Origin of the sequence: Sulfuricaulis sp. (assembly GCF_024653915.1) — a bacterium.
Taxonomy (GTDB): domain Bacteria; phylum Pseudomonadota; class Gammaproteobacteria; order Acidiferrobacterales; family Sulfurifustaceae; genus Sulfuricaulis.
In genome coordinates this window covers 25,180-42,547 of the sequence record NZ_JANLGY010000024.1, presented here as the reverse complement: position 1 = coordinate 42,547, position 17,368 = coordinate 25,180, and the positions used below count along the sequence as shown (strand labels likewise).

Below are 17,368 nucleotides of genomic sequence, written 5' to 3'. Positions count from 1 at the left end.
TCAGGCCAGCGCTTCGCGCATGCGCGCACCGATATCGGCTGGCGATCGCACCGTATGCACCCCGGCGGCTTCAAGCGCGCGATATTTCTCCTCGGCCGTGCCCTTGCCGCCGGCGATTACCGCGCCGGCATGACCCATGCGCTTGCCCTTGGGTGCGGTCACGCCAGCGATATACGCCACCACCGGCTTGGTAACGTGATTCTTTATATAGGCGGCGGCGTCCTCCTCCGCCTGCCCGCCGATTTCACCCACCATAACGATACCGCGCGTGCCCGCATCGGCTTGGAACATTTTCAGGCAATCCACGAAATTCAGCCCCTGGATCGGATCGCCACCAATGCCGATACAAGTGCTCTGACCCAGCCCCTCCTGCGTAGTCTGATACACCGCTTCATAAGTCAGCGTGCCCGAACGCGAAATGATGCCGACCGCACCCGGTTTGTGAATAACGCCCGGCATGATGCCAATCTTGCACTCGCCCGGCGTGATAACGCCGGGGCAGTTCGGTCCGATGAGCGAGACACCGGGATACTGATGCAGTGCAGCCTTGACCTTGCGCATGTCGCGCACCGGTATGCCCTCGGTAATGCACACGATTACCTTGATACCCGCCGCGGCCGCCTCCAGGATGGAATCGGCGGCGAACGGCGCCGGCACGTAAATCATGGTCGCGGTCGCGCCGGTTTCGTGCACGGCTTCCCGCACGGTGTTGAACACCGGCAATCCGAGGTGCGATTGTCCGCCCTTGCCCGGGGTCACGCCGCCGACCATTTGGGTGCCATAGGCGATCGCCTGTTCTGAATGGAATGTCCCCTGCTTGCCAGTGAACCCCTGACAAATCACTTTCGTATTTTTATTAACCAGGATACTCATTTTTTTGCTGCTGCCACCACTTGCTGGGCGGCACTGGTCAGGCTGTCAGCCGAAATAATTTTCAGACCGCTGCTCTTGAGGAGCGCCCGTCCCTTGTCGACATTGGTTCCTTCAAGCCGCACCACCACGGGAATTTCAATCCCGACTTCCTTGACGGCTTTGATAATACCCTCAGCAATCAAATCGCAGCGCACGATACCGCCGAAGATATTGACCAGGATAGCCTTGACGTTCTTGTCCGAGAGAATCAGCTTGAAGGCCTCGGCCACCTTGTCGGCCGTAGCGCCCCCACCCACGTCGAGAAAATTCGCCGGCATGCCGCCGTGCAGCTTGATCAAGTCCATGGTGGCCATGGCTAATCCGGCACCGTTCACCATGCAGCCGATGTTGCCATCGAGCGCAATGTAATTGAGCCCGATCTCACGCGCCTTCTGCTCTTTGGAATCGTCCTGCGAGGGGTCGCGTAATGTTTCAAGCGCCCTCTGTCGGTAGAGCGCACTGTCATCCACCTGGATCTTGGCATCGAGCGCGATCAATTCTCCGTCGCTAACAATCGCCAGCGGGTTAATCTCCAACAGGCTCAAGTCACGCGCGCAATAGAGATGATACAGACTCAACATCATGCGCGTCAGTGCCGTGACTTGCGCGTCATTCAGCCCGAGGGCATAACCGATCTCGCGACATTGATAGCCCTGCAGACCGGCCACGGGATCGACAACTGCCTTCAGGATTTTTCCCGGATGCCTGGTGGCGATCTCCTCGATGTCCATGCCACCGGCACTGGAGGCGATAAACACGATGCGTTCCAGCGCACGATCCAGCAGGCAGGCCAGGTACAGCTCGCGTTTCACCGCACTCGTTTGTTCGATTAGCAGGCGCTGCACCGGTTGCCCGGCGGGACCGGTCTGATGCGTCACCAGTTTCTTCCCCAGCAGGCTTTCCGCTGCGTTTTTCAATGCATCGCGGCCGCTGACCTTTTTTACGCCACCGGCCTTGCCGCGACCGCCGCCATGTATCTGTGCCTTAACCATCCAGCTGTCGCCGCCCAATGCGTTGGCCGCTTCCAGCGCCTCGCTCACGGAAAAGGCCGGACGACCCGGTGAGACCGGAACGCCGTATTCAGTGAGCAGCGCCTTGGCCTGATATTCGTGCAGGTTCATGGATCAGTCTTTTTTATTAAAAAAACGGTGGACGGTCAGGCGTGAAATGTATCACATCCCAAAGCCTGGGCTCACTCGTAGCGCAACGCCTCGATGGGATTAAGTCCGGCGGCCTTGCGTGCGGGGTAGATACCGAAAACGATACCGATTCCGGCAGAGAACAGGAAGGCCAGCAGCACGGCATCCGCCGTGATGGATGCCGACCAACCGGCGAATGCTGACATCATCACCGTCATGATCCAGCCGACGGCAATGCCGGCGAATCCACCAATCAGACTCACGACCAGGGTTTCCACCAGGAACTGCGACAGGATATCGCGCCGGCGCGCGCCCACAGCCTTGCGCAGTCCGATCTCGCGTGTGCGCTCGGTCACCGACACCAGCATGATGTTCATGATACCGATACCTCCCACGAGCAGGGAAATCCCGGCAATGGTGGCGAGCAGGAATGACATGGTGCGGCTGCTTTCCGCCATGGTGGCCTGAATGTCCGCCAGATTGCGTACCTCGAAAGCATCCTGACTCAACGACGGCGGCACCCGGTGGCGCACCAGCATGAGCTGCTTGGCATCCTCGATGATCGACTCGAGCTGGTCGGCGCTGACGGCCTCGATATCGATGTAGTCCACGTAATTTTTTCCGAGCAGGCGATACATGGCCGTCTGTGTCGGGATCACCACAATATCGTCCTGATCGTTCCAGGCGTTCGCGCCTTTTTCGGGAAGAATGCCGATGACCTGGAAATTGATCTTGTTGAGTTTGATGTATTCACCCAGCGGGTTTTGCCCGCCAAAGAGTTCGCGCACCACCGTCAATCCGATGAGCGCCACGCGCGTGCGCCGCTGGTTCTCTGCCTCCGTGAAAAAGCGCCCGAGCTGCGGCCGGGCGGCGCGCATATGTTCATATTCCGGACCGGTTCCCAGTATCTGGGTATTCCAGTTGCGATTACCGAAACTCACGCGCGCGCGGCCCCGAACCGAGGGCGAGGCCTGCTTGACTCCCGCGATCCGTTCCTTGATCGCGGCAACATCATCGATGCTCAGCCGTGTCGTCGCTCCCGCTTCCTGTGCCACACCGCCGACGCGCACAGCGCCCTGGCGCAGTACCAGCAGATTCGACCCCAGCGATGCCAACTGTGTCTCGATGGCCTTCTGCGCGCCCCGCCCGAGCGCCAGCATCGCCACCACGGCGGCCACGCCGATCAGGATGCCCAGCATCGACAACGCCGTGCGCACTTTGTTGCTCGCCAGCGCACGCAGTCCCTGCCGCAGATGCTCGCCGATCTCCTGCAGGCGCCAGCGGTCGGGCGGTCGGACGTTTGGACTGGGCGGCGAAGAGGCATGTGAAGTCTTCGCAACGCAGTCATCGGACTGGATGACGCCGTCGCGCATGCGGATGCGGCGACGCGCCTCACGCGCGATTTCTTCTTCATGCGTAACGATGACGATCGTGATTCCCTCGCGATTGAGTTGCTTGAGGACCTCCATGATTTCCTTCTGGCTGGCGGTATCCAGGTTGCCGGTCGGTTCATCGGCAAGGATAATGCGCGGCTCATTCACCAGGGCACGCGCAATGGCCACGCGCTGCTGCTGCCCGCCGGAAAGCTCGTTCGACTTGTGGCGCACGCGATCAGCCAACCCGACTTGCGTCAACAGCTTTTCAGCACGCACCATGTCGAGATCGTGACGTGAGTACAGCAGCGGCATCGCCACGTTTTCTGCCGCGCTGACTCGCGGCAACAGGTTGAACTGCTGGAACACGAAACCGATGGCCTCGCGACGCAGCACCGCCAGGTCGTCCTCCGGCAGGTGTGCGGTCTCCCGGCCAAGGAGGCGGTAGGAACCCGAATCGGGCACGTCGAGCAGCCCGATCACGTGCATCAGGGTGGATTTGCCCGATCCGGACGGGCCGGTGATGGCCACGAACTCGCCCGGCTCGATACCGAGCGAAACCCCGCGCAAGGCCTCCACGCGGGTCTCACCCATGCGGTAGATCTTGCGGATGTCCTGAAGCTCGATCATCCTTGCGCTGGACTCACTTCTTCTTTCTGCCATAAGGCATGAGCGGACTGGAAGCGGCGTCGCTGCCGCTACCGGAACGCAAACGCTCCACCAGGAGTTTTTCTCCTTCGCTCATTCCTTCGAGGATTTCGGTGCGCCGGCCGTCGCTCAACCCGGTCCTGATCCGCTTTTCTTCCGGCTTGCCGTTCGGCCTCGACGGCGAAAGCAGGACATGGGCATTGCCATCGCGCATTTTCACCGCCTCGGCCGGAACCAGCAGCACGTTCTGGCGCGACTCCGTCACAAAGCTCACGTTTGCCGTCATCCCGCTGCGCATGAACGCAGGCGTCTTCTCGGGCAACACATCAACCTCATAGGTCGTGACATTGTTCACCGCCTTGGCGTCATACGCGATCTGGTCCACCTGACCGTCGAAGGGCTGGTCCGGATAGGCATCGAGCATAAGCTGCGCATTCTGGCGCAGGCGAATCCGCGCAATATCGGTCTCATCCACTTGCGCCTTGATCGTGAGCCGGTCCGACAACACGAACACGGCGTCACTACCGGTAAAGGTCTGGCCGGGTTCCACGCTGCGCAGAATGACCGTGCCGTTGATCGGCGCCAACACCGGGGTGGCGCGGTACAACTCTTCCCAGCGCTTGAGTTCCTCTGGTCCGCGGGCACGGGCGGCGTCGATCAGCGCCGCGCGCTCGGTCGAGCTCATCCACGCCATGATCTGGCCCTTGGTAACGCTCTGCCCCTCCTGTACCAGCACCTGCTCGGCGCGACCTGCGATCGGCGGTTTTATTTCAAGACGGTTCCGGGGTTGCACCACGCCGGTGCTGAGTATCGATACCTCGAGGTCGCCGCGGGTCACGCCGACCTCGCGATAGGCGGGTTGCTTATCACCGCCGGCATACCAGTAGAGATACGCGCCGGTACCGAGCGCGATGAGCAGCACCACTCCAATTACCCACCGGTATTTACGTATGGTTTCACTCGTGCTCACGGAATCACCCCTTTTCCCTGCGCCTGCTCCCAGGCCGCCTCGGCCGTGACGCGATCACGCTGGCTTTGCAAAAATGTTTTCTGGCGCTGGATGAGATCGTTCTCGATCCGATCCCAATCCTCGAACGACATCAGGCCGTTGTTGTAACGCGAACGCGCGATCTCGGCGCGCGTGAGAGCGGCCTCGAGGAATGCCCGATCCACCTTGAGCTTCTCCGCTGACTCGACGTAGCCCGCATGGGCCTGCTTGAGCCGCACCAATAATTGATGCTCTACATTATCCTTGTTAGAAGACACGGCTTCGAGCGTCGATGCCGCGCTCTTCGTCGTGTAGTAATCCTTGCCGCCGCTGAATAGCGGAATGGTCAGGTTCAGCCCCACCGTGCGCCGGTCCTTGTCGGGAGTCCAGTCCTGGCCTTCCCGTGCGACGCTGCCGGTAAGATCGACGCTCGGATAGAACCCGGAGCGCGCCAGTGTTACATCCGCCACTGCCGATCGCTCCTGTGCCCGCGCCAGCGACAGGTCGGGGGACTGCTGCACCAGTTCCCGGAAGTCCGGCGCCGTGCCCGGTGCAGTTACTGGCACGTTCCCGATTACCTGCAATCCTCCCGGCTCGGCTCGACCCAGCACGCGCGCGAATTGTGCCTGCGCCGAGGCCTGCGCCTGTTGCGCCTGAAGATGCTCGTAGCGTGCCTGGGCCAGCGTGGCGCGCGTCAACAGGAACGAACCCTTGTTTTCTCGACCGCCTTCGAAACGCAGCTCCACCAGTCGCAGATTCTCCTCCAGCCGTCGCACGATCTTCTCGGTGAGCGTGACGTTGTCCTGCGCGAATTGCAATCCTGCAAATGCCGATTTCAATTCCTGGCTCAGTTTGGCTTTGGCCGTGGCGAGACTGGCCTCAGCCTGGGTGAGATTCGCCGTTCCTTGCTCGATGCGGGCGCTGTCCTGAAAACCGGAAAAAAGATTCTGGCTGAGCGAAAGCGAGGTGCTGTAATTGGTGCCGGTGGCCGTCGCACTTCCCGAACTGTCGCTGTATCCCGCACCCGCCGCCAATTGCGGCAGATTCCCGCTGTGAGCGGCGGTGGCGGTGTGGCCGGCTGCCGCCAGGTTGGCACGTGCGGTACGCAGCTCCGGATTGCCAACGGTCGCCTCTTCGACACTGGTCTCCCAGATCAGCGCGGTGGGTGGCGCCGCCCAGAGCGGCGGCATCAGTCCAAGCAGCAGGACTGGCAGCATTTTTTTAAAGATGGCAATCATGTGGATTTCGACGACTTTCGGGGCTGCGTCTGTCTCAGGACATTCTGCAGGCAGATGGCAAGCTGTCATTGTGACGGGAAAGCAGTTACCTGTCCAAACCTGAACGTTACATGGAGGGTCCAGTTGACGGTCTCAAGAAAATATTCCTGACTGCCCGGATAGTCGGATTACCGCGGCAAACCCGTCACAGACAAGCGCCCATTCAGCAGCCCAAGCATGCATGATTAGGCCCTTGAGACAGGTAAAGACACATCACGTTCGCGGTTTTCAATCAGGCGCGTCTGATCCATAGTGAGCGTGATGATTTCGTCTGATGCATGCCCGGACGCGCACGTTTAGAATGAAGGGATGCACGTCAATGTCGTAGATTGCCTGGAGAAAATTCCCGCCATCGATTGGAATGCCCTGGTTGGCGATGCCAATCCGTTCCTGCGTCATGAATTTCTCTCAGCGCTGGAAACCACCGACTGTGTCTGCCCGAAAACCGGCTGGCTGCCGCAGCATCTTGTGGTTTACGAAGAAGGTCCGCTGCAAGGCCGGCTGTTGGGCGCAGCGCCCATGTACCTGAAGCATCATTCCTATGGCGAGTATGTCTTTGACTGGGCCTGGGCCAATGCCTACGCGCAGGCGGGCGAAAAATACTATCCCAAGCTCGTGGTCGGTGTGCCGTTCACACCGGTTGGTGGCCCGAGATTGCTCGTGGCAACCGGTACCAAATCGGCAAAAATAAAGAACGAGCTGATACAAGGCGCCACACGACACATGCAGGGAATAGGCGCGTCATCACTCCATTGGCTGTTCGTGACGGATGAAGACGCGCATTTGCTTGAAACAGAGGGTCACCTGCTGCGCACCGGCTTTCAGTTTCACTGGTCCAATCCGGGGTATCGCGATTTCGATGATTTTCTGTCCAGCTTCACGGCGGAGAAACGCAAAAAAATCAAACGCGAACGCCGTCATGTGCAAGAGGCGGGTATAATCATGGAAGTGCTGACAGGCGCTTCCATCACTTCCGCGCATTGGGACATCTTCTACGAATTCTATGTCTCGACGATTCGCGCGCACGACGCCTACGCCTATCTGACGCGCGAGTTATTCCACCGGCTGGGTGAAACGATGCGGGATCAGGTCGTTCTGGTGCTGGCGCGCAAGGACCACGAATACATTGCCGGCGCACTCAATCTGCGCGGCGCCGAAACATTGTACGGGCGCTATTGGGGCTGCCGGGGTGAATTTCACAGCCTGCATTTTGAAACCTGCTATTACACTGCCATTGAATACAGCATTATCCAGGGCCTGCGCTCCTTCGAGGCCGGGGCGCAGGGTGAACACAAGCTGGCGCGCGGGTTCACACCGGTAGTGACACGCTCAGCGCACCGGCTGACGCACCCGGAATTCAGTCGCGCCGTGGCAGATTACCTCGCCCGGGAACGCCTCGATGTGGATTCATATGTAAACGAACTGAACGAGCATGTGCCGTTTAAAAACCAGACCGTAACCACGGATGAACACAGATGAACACTGATGAAAAAATCGGGCGATCGTTGCATTCTTTTATCTGTGTTTATCCGTGTCCATCTGTGGTTTCAAAAACTTATTGAACCATGTTTGTCCTCAAGCCCGGATCGACCGATCTGCGTTTCCCGCCGGTAGAGCTGGCCTCGCCCGAGGGCCTGCTGGCGGTCGGCGGTGATCTACGCGCCGAGCGACTGCTGGAAGCCTATCGCCACGGCATTTTCCCCTGGTACAACCCGGACCAGCCGATACTGTGGTGGTCGCCCGATCCGCGCGCCGTGCTGTTCCCGTCGCAACTGCGTGTTTCGCGCAGCCTGGGCAAAACACTGCGCCAGAAAAAATTCGAGGTGACGCTGGATAAATCTTTCCGCGAAGTCATCTCTTCCTGCGCCCAACCTCGATGTACAGGGAAGTACAAGTGTCGCGAGAGGCAGGATGCCGGGAGCGACCGAAGCGAGCGTATCGGGCATGGCACCTGGATCACGCCGGAAATGATCGAGGCCTATTGCATGCTGCACGAACGCGGACTGGCGCATTCCGTGGAATCCTGGTTTGACGGGAAACTTGTCGGCGGGCTTTATGGCGTCGCTCTGGGCGGCGTCTTTTTCGGTGAATCCATGTTCAGCCGTGAAGCCGACGCTTCCAAAGTGGCGTTTGTGCATCTCGTTCGGCAACTTGAACACTGGAATTTTGACCTGGTTGATTGCCAACTGCCATCGGCGCATCTGTCCAGCTTGGGCGCGCATGAGATCCGTCGCAGTGACTTCATGGAACGGCTGGAACGGGCGCTTCAACAACACGGCCATCCGGGCCACTGGCGCTTCGAGGCGGATCCGGCAATACTTACAGGGAGTCATCCACCGGCCAGGCCATGACGAGCCCACATAAACCTCCGGAAATTTTTCTTTCAATGCCGCACGCGTGCAGTTACCTGCCCGGACGCACCGCCACCTCGCTATTTCTCGATCCGCGCCAACCGCTCGACAGCCGCCAGTATGCCGGGTTCATGCGCCTTGGTTTCCGGCGCAGCGGTGATCTCATTTACCGCCCGCATTGCCGCGAATGCAACGCCTGCATTCCGGTGCGCATTCCGGTGAATCGTTTCCGGCCAGATCGCGGCCAACGGCGCATCTGGAGACGCAATCAGGATCTGTCCGTGATGGCGCGCCCACCGCTCTTCCAGGAAGAACATTTTGAACTGTATCAACGGTACCAGTCCTCGCGTCATCCGGGCGGAGGCATGGACGATCCCGATCCGCAGAAATACCTGAACTTTCTCGGATCGCGTCATATCCACACCGTCTTTTACGAAATGCGACTGAATCAGAAACTCCTGGGAGTCGTGGTGACCGACATGCTTCCGGATGGGCTCTCGGCGGTGTATACCTTTTTCGATCCAGGCCCAAAGCGCCGCGCCCTCGGCATCTACGCCGTGCTGTGGCAGATAGAACACGCCCGCGAGCAACAACTGCCGTGGCTCTATTTGGGTTACTGGATCAGGGAATGTCAGAAAATGGCGTACAAGGGCCACTACCGCCCGCTGGAAGCCTTTCTTCAGGGTCACTGGGTTAATCTGGACAGCCCCCACACGCGCACTGGCTCGTAGATTACCGCCCAGCTGGCACGCCCATTGCATCCCTTATGGGGCATAAGGCCGGTTCATCCGGTCGGGGTGCGAAATCCATGCTCAGCTTTCTCTATCGACTCATCGAGTACTATCACCGCGAACACGCGCTCCATCCAAACCTGCTCTACCTGAACCAGTGGCATTACCAAAAACTCCTGGAGTGTCTGCCGGAGATGCAAGGTCAGGAGGAGGTTTCCCGGTTTCTGATGATGCAGATCATTATCAGCCCGGAGGCCGTGCATCCCTACGTGGCCTGGTTGCCAAGCGATGTCTGCGCCGGCCACGCCCGCCAGCGTGAACGCGTGATCTGATCCTGCCCTCAGCAGCAGTCCCGGCCGGACTGCTCCTGAAATTGCTTTACGCCTTCGCACGACTGCGGCATCATACGCCGCCGATGAAATCACACTAAGGAATTGCGTGGCGAAAGAAGAACATATTGAGATGGAAGGGACCATCACCGAAACCCTTCCCAACACCCTGTTCCGGGTCAAGCTGGACAACGGACACATCGTGACGGCCCATATCTCGGGCAAGATGCGCAAGAACTACATCCGCATCCTCACCGGCGATCGCGTCACCGTGCAACTCACCCCCTACGATCTCACCAAGGGCCGGATTACTTTCCGCGCCCGCTAGCTTTACTGCAGGCTAACGCAGAAAAAACAACGGCGCGTAAATACGCGCCGTCGACTGCTTTCATGCCCGAAAAATCAGGCCGGGGTCTTGTCAGCCGCGGTAACAAAATCGAATGACAGTCCTTTGTCGTCGGCCGTCACCTTCACATGCCCGCCCGTGGCCAAGCTGCCAAAGAGCAGCTCATTGGCGAGTGGCTTCTTGACCTTCTCCTGGATCAACCGCGACATCGGACGCGCGCCCATGGCCGGATCGTGGCCGTGCTTGGCGAGCCAGGCGCGTGCGGCATTGTCCAGCTCGACCGTGACATGCTTGTCTGCCAACTGCGCTTCCAGCTCGAGAATGAACTTGTCCACCACATGCGAGATGGTCGTCTCATCCAGCGGCTTGAACTGGATGGTCGCATCCAGCCGGTTGCGGAACTCGGGACTGAACAAACGCTTGATCTCCTGCAACTCGTCACCGGCGTGGTCCTGCTGGGTAAAGCCAATACTCGACCGGCTCAGGCGCTCAGCACCCGCGTTGGTCGTCATCACCAGAATGACGTTACGGAAATCTGCCTTGCGTCCGTTGTTATCCGTGAGCGTGCCGTGGTCCATGACCTGCAACAGCAGGTTGAACACGTCCGGATGCGCCTTTTCGATTTCATCCATGAGCAGCACCGAATGCGGATGCTTGACGATGGCCTCGGTCAGCAGGCCGCCCTGATCGAAACCGACATAACCGGGTGGTGCGCCGATCAGGCGCGACACGGTATGCCGCTCCATGTATTCCGTCATGTCGAAACGGATGAGCTCCAGACCCAGAATGTGCGCCAACTGGCGCGTGACCTCGGTCTTGCCGACGCCCGTGGGTCCGGCGAAAAGATAGGAGCCGACGGGTTTTTCCGGATGGCCCAAACCTGAGCGCGACATCTTGATCGCGGTCGCCAAAGCCTCGATGGCGTCGTCCTGACCGAACACCACCATCTTGAGGTCGCGCTCGAGCGTCTTGAGCGCCTCGCGATCCGAGGTGGAAACCGTCTTGGGCGGGATGCGCGCCATCATGGCGACGATATCCTCGATGTCATGCACGCCGATGGTTTTCTTGCGGCGGCTCGGCGGCAGCAGATGCTGGCTCGCGCCGGCCTCGTCGATCACGTCGATGGCCTTGTCCGGCAGGTGCCGGTCATTGATGTAACGGTGCGAAAGCTCCACGGCACAACGCAGCGCCTGCTGCGTATAACGCACGCCGTGGTGATTTTCAAATCGGATCTTGAGGCCGCGCAGGATTTCCACCGTTTCCTCCACCGAGGGTTCGGTGACATCAATCTTCTGGAAGCGGCGTGACAACGCACGATCCTTCTCGAAGATGTTGCGGTATTCCTGATAGGTGGTCGAGCCGACGCACTTGAGGTCGCCCGAGGCCAGCACCGGCTTCAGGAGGTTGGAGGCATCCATCGCACCACCCGATGCGGCGCCTGCGCCGATGATAGTGTGAATTTCATCGATGAACAGGACCGTGTTCTCTTGTTTCTTGAGCTGTTGCAACACCGCCTTCAGGCGCTTTTCGAAATCGCCGCGGTATTTAGTGCCCGCCAGCAAGGAACCCATGTCGAGCGCGTAAATGGTACTGTGCATCAGCACCTCCGGCACTTCGCCGTCCACGATCTTCTTGGCCAGGCCTTCGGCAATCGCCGTTTTACCCACGCCGGCTTCACCGACGTACAGTGGATTATTCTTGCGGCGGCGGCACAGCACCTGGATCGTGCGCTCCACTTCGCGGTCGCGTCCGATCAACGGATCGATTTTACCCATCCGCGCCTGTTCATTGAGATTGATGCAGAAAACATCGAGGGGGCTTTTTTCAGTGGTGGAAGCGCCCTCCTCGGTATCTTCGGAGGCAGGCAGATCACCCTGACTTTCGCCCGGTACCTTGGAAATTCCGTGCGACACGAAATTCACCACGTCGAAACGGCTGATGTTCTGCTTGTGCAGAAAATAGACGGCATGCGATTCCTTCTCGCCGAAAATGGCGATCAGAACATTGGCGCCGGTGACTTCCTTTTTGCCCACGCCCTGGACGTGCAGTACCGCGCGCTGGATAACGCGCTGAAAACCGATGGTGGGCTGGGTGTCGATCTTGCTTCCGGCGGCAAGCTTGGGGACGTTTTCCTCGAGAAAGGCGCTCAGACTGCGACGCAGTTCTTCGATGTTGCCGCCACAGGCGCGCAGCACGCGTGCCGCGGAGGGGTTGTCGAGCAGCGCCGCCAGCAGGTGCTCCACGGTGATGAACTCGTGGCGCTTTTCACGCGCGCCTTGAAACGCGCTGTTCAATGAAAACTCTAGTTCTTGCGACAACATGGCACCGCCTCCGGGCACTGGCCCCTCATCAAAAATCGTCCCTGTTAGAAAATCTTCCCCTTATTCAGGCTCCATGGTGCACTGCAACGGGTGCTGATGTTCCTGGGCATACGACAGCACCTGACGCACCTTGGTTTCCGCAATGTCACGGATGTAAATCCCGCATATCCCTATTCCCTTCTGATGCACATGCATCATGATGCGGGTCGCATCTTCCCTGCTCTTGACGAAAAACCGTTCCAGAATAATTACGACGAACTCCATTGGAGTATAGTCGTCGTTCAGCAGTATGACTTTGTACAGCTGCGGCTTCTGGAGCCGGGGTTTCGCCTCCTGGACGACCGGACCTTCGAGAGAATGTTGAGGCTTGTCGCTCATACCTTAAAGGTTACACCAATTCATTACGGGAACCCGCGTCCTGTCTGGCAAATTCAAGTACATTGTGCGACCCAAGTCTGAAAATTCAACCCCTGAAAAAGTGGCATGAAATTTGAGGTTCATCCGGGATTTTCCGGGCCGCTGGCCGGTGTTACAGCGCCCGGAGGGGGCTTGCTTGACTTGCCTAAAAAAAGAAGGATGATGACCGAGCTGCGCCTTTACTCAGGCACTTGCAGGAGGCGGGTGTGGTATCAGCAAACTGAAGGATAGCGGCGGTTGCCGCAGCAGGAGGGGGATGTATGACGCTAGGTACCGTGAAGTGGTTTAACGCCAGCAAGGGTTATGGATTCATTACACCCACAGATGGCGGCGATGATGTCTTCGCGCATTATTCTGCAATAGAAATGGAAGGGTACAAGACCCTCAAAGAGGGTCAGCAGGTCGAGTTTGAAGTTCAGGAAGGTCCCAAGGGCCCCCAAGCTTCCCACATACGTTCCCTATCCAAGTAATCGTTACTACCGTTTGAAGTTTTGCGACCCGGCCATGTGCCGGGTTTGTTTTTTCCGGGGCTGCAGATAAACGCAGATCAAGCAGTCCATTTCGAAGAATCCGCGTCTATCAGATTAAGGAAGGTCTGATTAAATATGATTATTTGACGCAAAGACGCGAAGGCGCAAAGAAAAACTCGGAAAAATAACTGAAGGGAACCTCTAATAATTCAAATGTAGGGTGGGTTGAGCGAAGCGAAACCCGCCGAACAGTATGATTTTGACTCGCCACATCCTTGTGGCTCGCCCTTCGGGCGCACTGTGTGCGCACAATTTCGCTCCAGGCGAAATTGTGTTGGGTCCGCCGCTGGCGCGGCTTGACCCAACCTACATGAGAAGCGATTTTTAGAGGTTCTCTGAATAATCTTTGCGTCTTTGCGACTTAGCGTCAGAAATTAATAAATCAGAGGTTCCTTAAATGTCTGCGTTCGTCCGCGTTCTGAAAGATTACATTAGTCACATGTGCCGGATGATGGCTTCCCCAAAGCCTGAACAACTGACTTTAGTCGCGCCTCGCATCTGCCGCGCAAAATCGTAAGTAACCGTCTTGGCGGAAATCGCGCCTTCCACCCCTTTGATAATCAGATCAGCCGCCTCCGCCCAGCCCAGATGACGCAACATCATCTCGGCCGACAGAATCATGGATCCGGGATTGACCATGTCCTTGCCGGCGTGTTTGGGCGCTGTGCCGTGCGTGGCCTCGAACATCGCCACGGTGTCGGACAGGTTTGCGCCCGGCGCGATGCCGATCCCGCCGACCTGCGCCGCCAGCGCATCGGAAATGTAATCCCCGTTGAGATTAAGCGTGGCAATCACGCTGTATTCCGCGGGCCGCAGCAAAATCTGCTGCAGAAAAGCATCGGCTATCACGTCCTTGAGCACGATTTCTTTCCCGGAATTCGGATTTTTCATGCGCATCCACGGGCCCTCGTCGAGCAGCTGCGCGCCGAATTCGCGCTGGGCCAGTTCATAGCCCCAGCTCCTGAAACCACCTTCAGTGAATTTCATGATGTTGCCCTTGTGCACCAGGGTCACCGAGGGACGGTCATTCGCGATGGCATACTGGATCGCACGACGCACCAGTCGTTCTGAGCCCTCGCGCGATACTGGTTTGATGCCGATCGCGGAAGTTTCCGGAAAGCGAATTTTCTTTACTCCCATTTCGCGCTGAAGGAAGGCAATCACCTTCTGCGCCTCGGGCGAGCCGGAAGACCACTCGATGCCAGCGTAGATATCTTCAGAATTTTCCCGGAAAATCACCATATCGGTCTTTTCCGGCTCCCGGACCGGGCTCGGGACACCGGTGAAATAGCGCACCGGTCGCAGGCAGACATACAAGTCAAGTTGCTGGCGCAATGTCACGTTGAGCGAGCGCATGCCGCCGCCCACCGGCGTCGTCAGCGGTCCCTTGATCGAGACGACATAATCCCTGACCGCCGTGAATGTTTCATCCGGCAACCAGGTGTTATTGCCATACGTGGCCACCGCCTTCTCGCCCGCGAAGATTTCCATCCAGGCGATAGAACGTTTGCCGCCGTAGGCCTTGGCGACAGCCGCATCGACCACCTTGCGCATAACCGGCGTAATATCCCGGCCAATGCCATCTCCCTCAATAAAGGGGATAACCGGGTTGTCGGGAACATTGAGTGTGTGATCCGCGTTGACCGTGATTTTTTTGCCCGCGGGAATTTTGATATGAGTAAAAGCCATGATCTGCTCCGGGAAAACTGCTGTGCATTCTATCATCAGATCGAGCCGGTACGATGCCACGTCGCGCTGCGTTAAACTTCTGCCATGCCCCGGCTGATTCTCTTTAACAAACCCTACGGTGTGCTGACGCAGTTTACCGACAGCACCGGGCGTGAAACGCTCGCCACCTATATCAAAGTTCCCGGCGTCTACCCCGCCGGGCGGCTCGACCGGGACAGCGAAGGATTGCTGCTGCTCACCGACGACGGCAAACTCCAGCAGCGCCTTTCCGATCCGCGTTACAAGCTGCCCAAGACCTACTGGGTGCAGGTGGAGGGCGAGCCGGACGAGGCGTCAGTGGAACGGCTGCGTCGTGGCGTCATCCTCGACGACAAAAGTACACAGCCGGCGAAGGTCCAACATATCGCGGAACCCGCGCTTTGGCCGCGAAATCCGCCAATAAGAGTTCGCCAATCGATACCGACTGCGTGGCTTGAAATCACGCTGACCGAAGGTCGTAACCGTCAGGTGCGGCGCATGACCGCCGCCGTGGGTTTTCCAACGCTGCGTCTGGTGCGTTATGCCATCGGTCGATTCACCCTTGAGGGTCTGACGCCGGGGCAATGGCGTGAAGCCGATGCGCAAGTTTGATAAGGTTGATTCATGATCTGGAAACCGAATGTTGTGGTCGCGGCGATTATCGAGCGTGACGGAAAATTCCTGCTGGTCGAGGAAAAGGCCGACGGCCAACTCGTGCTCAACCAGCCGGCCGGTCATCTCGACGAAGGCGAAAGCCTGCTGGACGCCGTGGTGCGTGAAACGCTGGAAGAAACCGCCTGGCACTTCACACCAGAATCACTGCTCGGCGTCTACCGCTGGCAACATCCCGCCAAGGGCACCACCTACCTGCGCTTCGCCTTCATCGGACACGTGACGCACCATGAAGCAAGCCGAGCACTCGACCATGACATCGTGCGCACACTGTGGCTGAGTCCGGAAGAGATCCGCGCCGAACGCGCGCGTCACCGCAGTCCACAGGTGGAGCGCTGCCTGAACGATTATCTCTCCGGACAACGCTACCCGCTCAATGTCCTCAAAGACCTGCAAAAACTGGCGGCATCAGCCGCTACACAAAGTATCGTTTAGACAGACATGAAAATCATTGTCGGAATCTCCGGTGGCGTGGATTCGGCCGTGGCAGCGCTGCTCCTGAAGCGCCAGGGTCACGAGGTCACCGGCCTGTTCATGAAGAACTGGGAGGAGGATGACACCGCGAGCCATTGCAGCGCGGAAGAGGATCTGAAAATGGCGCAGACAGTATGCGACCACCTCGACATTCCCCTCAAGACCGTCAACTTCTCCACCGAATACTGGGACCGCGTGTTCAGTCATTTCCTGTCAGAGTACCGGGCAGGCCGCACGCCCAATCCCGACGTGCTGTGCAACAAGGAAATAAAATTCCGGGCGTTTCTGGAACACGCGCTTGTCCTCGGCGCGGACCGCATTGCCACCGGGCATTATGCGAGGGTCGACAGCCATGCCGGACGCTTCCGTCTGCTGAAGTCGCGCGATGCCAACAAGGACCAATCCTATTTTCTGTATCTGCTGGGACGGGAGGCCTTGGCGCACACGGTATTTCCGGTGGGCGATCTGACCAAAACCGAGGTGCGCCGGCTGGCACAGGAGGCAAGTCTGCCGAATTACAATCGCCAGGATTCAACCGGTATCTGCTTCATCGGCGAGCGCGATTTCAAATCCTTTCTCGCGCGTTATCTGCCTGCGCAACCCGGTGAAATGCGCACGCTCGCCGGGTCATTCAAGGGAAACCATGACGGCGTGATGTACTACACCATCGGCCAGCGTCAGGGACTGGGCATCGGCGGAGAAGGCGAGGCCTGGTACGTGGTCAACAAGGATGCCGCCAACAATATTCTTTACGTCGAGCAGGGAGAGCATCATCCCGCGTTGTTCAGCGAGGCGCTGATAGCCGACCAGTTGCACTGGATCGGCGTCGAACCGTTGCCCTGGCCACGCCAGCTGTGCGCCAAAACCCGTTACCGCCAGCCGGATCAGAATTGCACCGTGACGCCGCATGTCAAAGGCCTGCATGTGGCATTTGATAATCCGCAGCGCGCCCTCACGCCCGGACAGTCAGTCGTTTTTTATGACAACGATGAATGCCTGGGCGGAGGTATCATTGAGGAAGCCATGCCCGCCACGCAAACTGCCGAGACGCGCTCAGCGCTGCACTAATCCGGCATTTTCCAGGCTAATCTGGTAAAATGCGGCCGTCCACACGGACCATCAACCATCGCAGGCGCGCATGAAAAAACCGAAC

Annotated in this window: 17 protein-coding genes; 9 read left to right on the top strand and 8 right to left on the bottom strand. The window is 58.5% G+C overall.

Annotated features, from left to right (window positions below):
• The 5 genes from sucD to NUV55_RS12255 form a co-directional block, all read right to left on the bottom strand.
• Nucleotides 1-873 carry a succinate--CoA ligase subunit alpha gene (gene sucD / locus NUV55_RS12275; protein WP_296673402.1) on the bottom strand — a complete coding sequence of 291 codons (873 nt, stop codon included), beginning with the start codon at nt 871-873 and terminating at the stop codon, nt 1-3.
• Nucleotides 870-2,033, bottom strand: a complete 1,164-nt coding sequence (gene sucC / locus NUV55_RS12270; RefSeq protein WP_296673400.1) for an ADP-forming succinate--CoA ligase subunit beta — start codon at nt 2,031-2,033, stop codon at nt 870-872. The genes sucD and sucC overlap by 4 nt, the downstream gene beginning before the upstream one ends.
• Nucleotides 2,034-2,104: 71 nt before the next feature.
• Complete coding sequence (locus NUV55_RS12265; RefSeq protein ID WP_296673398.1) at nt 2,105-4,054, bottom strand: ABC transporter permease; 1,950 nt, start codon at nt 4,052-4,054, stop codon at nt 2,105-2,107.
• A gap of 13 nt (nt 4,055-4,067) precedes the next feature.
• Nucleotides 4,068-5,042 (bottom strand): HlyD family efflux transporter periplasmic adaptor subunit, encoded by a 975-nt coding sequence (locus NUV55_RS12260; RefSeq protein ID WP_296673396.1) that lies wholly within the window; start codon nt 5,040-5,042, stop codon nt 4,068-4,070.
• Nucleotides 5,039-6,298 carry a TolC family protein gene (locus NUV55_RS12255; protein WP_296673394.1) on the bottom strand — a complete coding sequence of 420 codons (1,260 nt, stop codon included), beginning with the start codon at nt 6,296-6,298 and terminating at the stop codon, nt 5,039-5,041. Before NUV55_RS12255 ends, NUV55_RS12260 begins: the two co-directional genes overlap by 4 nt.
• Nucleotides 6,299-6,646: 348 nt before the next feature.
• Between NUV55_RS12255 and NUV55_RS12250 the strand changes: the two genes are divergently transcribed.
• From NUV55_RS12250 to infA, 5 genes are all read left to right on the top strand, one after another.
• Nucleotides 6,647-7,816, top strand: coding sequence for a GNAT family N-acetyltransferase (locus NUV55_RS12250; RefSeq protein ID WP_296673392.1), 1,170 nt, complete (start codon nt 6,647-6,649; stop codon nt 7,814-7,816).
• An 86-nt stretch (nt 7,817-7,902) separates the two neighbouring features.
• Complete coding sequence (gene aat, locus NUV55_RS12245) at nt 7,903-8,688, top strand: leucyl/phenylalanyl-tRNA--protein transferase (RefSeq protein WP_296673390.1); 786 nt, start codon at nt 7,903-7,905, stop codon at nt 8,686-8,688.
• Nucleotides 8,685-9,419, top strand: a complete 735-nt coding sequence (locus tag NUV55_RS12240) for an arginyltransferase (RefSeq protein WP_296673388.1) — start codon at nt 8,685-8,687, stop codon at nt 9,417-9,419. Before aat ends, NUV55_RS12240 begins: the two co-directional genes overlap by 4 nt.
• 35 nt (nt 9,420-9,454) lie before the next feature.
• A complete protein-coding gene (locus NUV55_RS12235; RefSeq protein WP_296673386.1) occupies nt 9,455-9,751 on the top strand; it encodes a hypothetical protein in 297 nt (98 codons plus the stop codon).
• A gap of 106 nt (nt 9,752-9,857) precedes the next feature.
• Nucleotides 9,858-10,076, top strand: a complete 219-nt coding sequence (gene infA, locus NUV55_RS12230; protein WP_296673385.1) for a translation initiation factor IF-1 — start codon at nt 9,858-9,860, stop codon at nt 10,074-10,076.
• Between the two features lie 74 nt (nt 10,077-10,150).
• Here infA and clpA read toward each other — a convergent pair whose 3' ends face one another.
• Complete coding sequence (clpA, locus tag NUV55_RS12225; protein WP_296673383.1) at nt 10,151-12,415, bottom strand: ATP-dependent Clp protease ATP-binding subunit ClpA; 2,265 nt, start codon at nt 12,413-12,415, stop codon at nt 10,151-10,153.
• Nucleotides 12,416-12,475: 60 nt separating this feature from the next.
• Complete coding sequence (gene clpS / locus NUV55_RS12220) at nt 12,476-12,793, bottom strand: ATP-dependent Clp protease adapter ClpS (protein ID WP_367280420.1); 318 nt, start codon at nt 12,791-12,793, stop codon at nt 12,476-12,478.
• Between the two features lie 299 nt (nt 12,794-13,092).
• On the opposite strand from clpS, the gene NUV55_RS12215 reads away from it, so the two are divergent.
• Nucleotides 13,093-13,302: a cold-shock protein gene (locus tag NUV55_RS12215; RefSeq protein WP_296673382.1), complete on the top strand. Its 210-nt coding sequence runs from the start codon at nt 13,093-13,095 to the stop codon at nt 13,300-13,302.
• 495 nt (nt 13,303-13,797) lie between these two features.
• Here NUV55_RS12215 and icd read toward each other — a convergent pair whose 3' ends face one another.
• Nucleotides 13,798-15,051 carry an NADP-dependent isocitrate dehydrogenase gene (gene icd / locus NUV55_RS12210; protein WP_296673380.1) on the bottom strand — a complete coding sequence of 418 codons (1,254 nt, stop codon included), beginning with the start codon at nt 15,049-15,051 and terminating at the stop codon, nt 13,798-13,800.
• An 84-nt stretch (nt 15,052-15,135) separates the two neighbouring features.
• On the opposite strand from icd, the gene NUV55_RS12205 reads away from it, so the two are divergent.
• From NUV55_RS12205 to mnmA, 3 genes are read left to right on the top strand one after another with little or no spacing between them, the layout of a single operon-like run.
• The gene (locus tag NUV55_RS12205; RefSeq protein ID WP_296673379.1) at nt 15,136-15,681 is read left to right on the top strand and encodes a pseudouridine synthase; all 546 of its coding nucleotides are present in this window, start codon (nt 15,136-15,138) and stop codon (nt 15,679-15,681) included.
• Between the two features lie 12 nt (nt 15,682-15,693).
• The gene (locus tag NUV55_RS12200) at nt 15,694-16,176 is read left to right on the top strand and encodes an NUDIX hydrolase (protein WP_296673377.1); all 483 of its coding nucleotides are present in this window, start codon (nt 15,694-15,696) and stop codon (nt 16,174-16,176) included.
• A gap of 6 nt (nt 16,177-16,182) precedes the next feature.
• A complete protein-coding gene (gene mnmA, locus NUV55_RS12195) occupies nt 16,183-17,283 on the top strand; it encodes a tRNA 2-thiouridine(34) synthase MnmA (RefSeq protein ID WP_296673376.1) in 1,101 nt (366 codons plus the stop codon).
• Nucleotides 17,284-17,368: the final 85 nt, after the last annotated feature.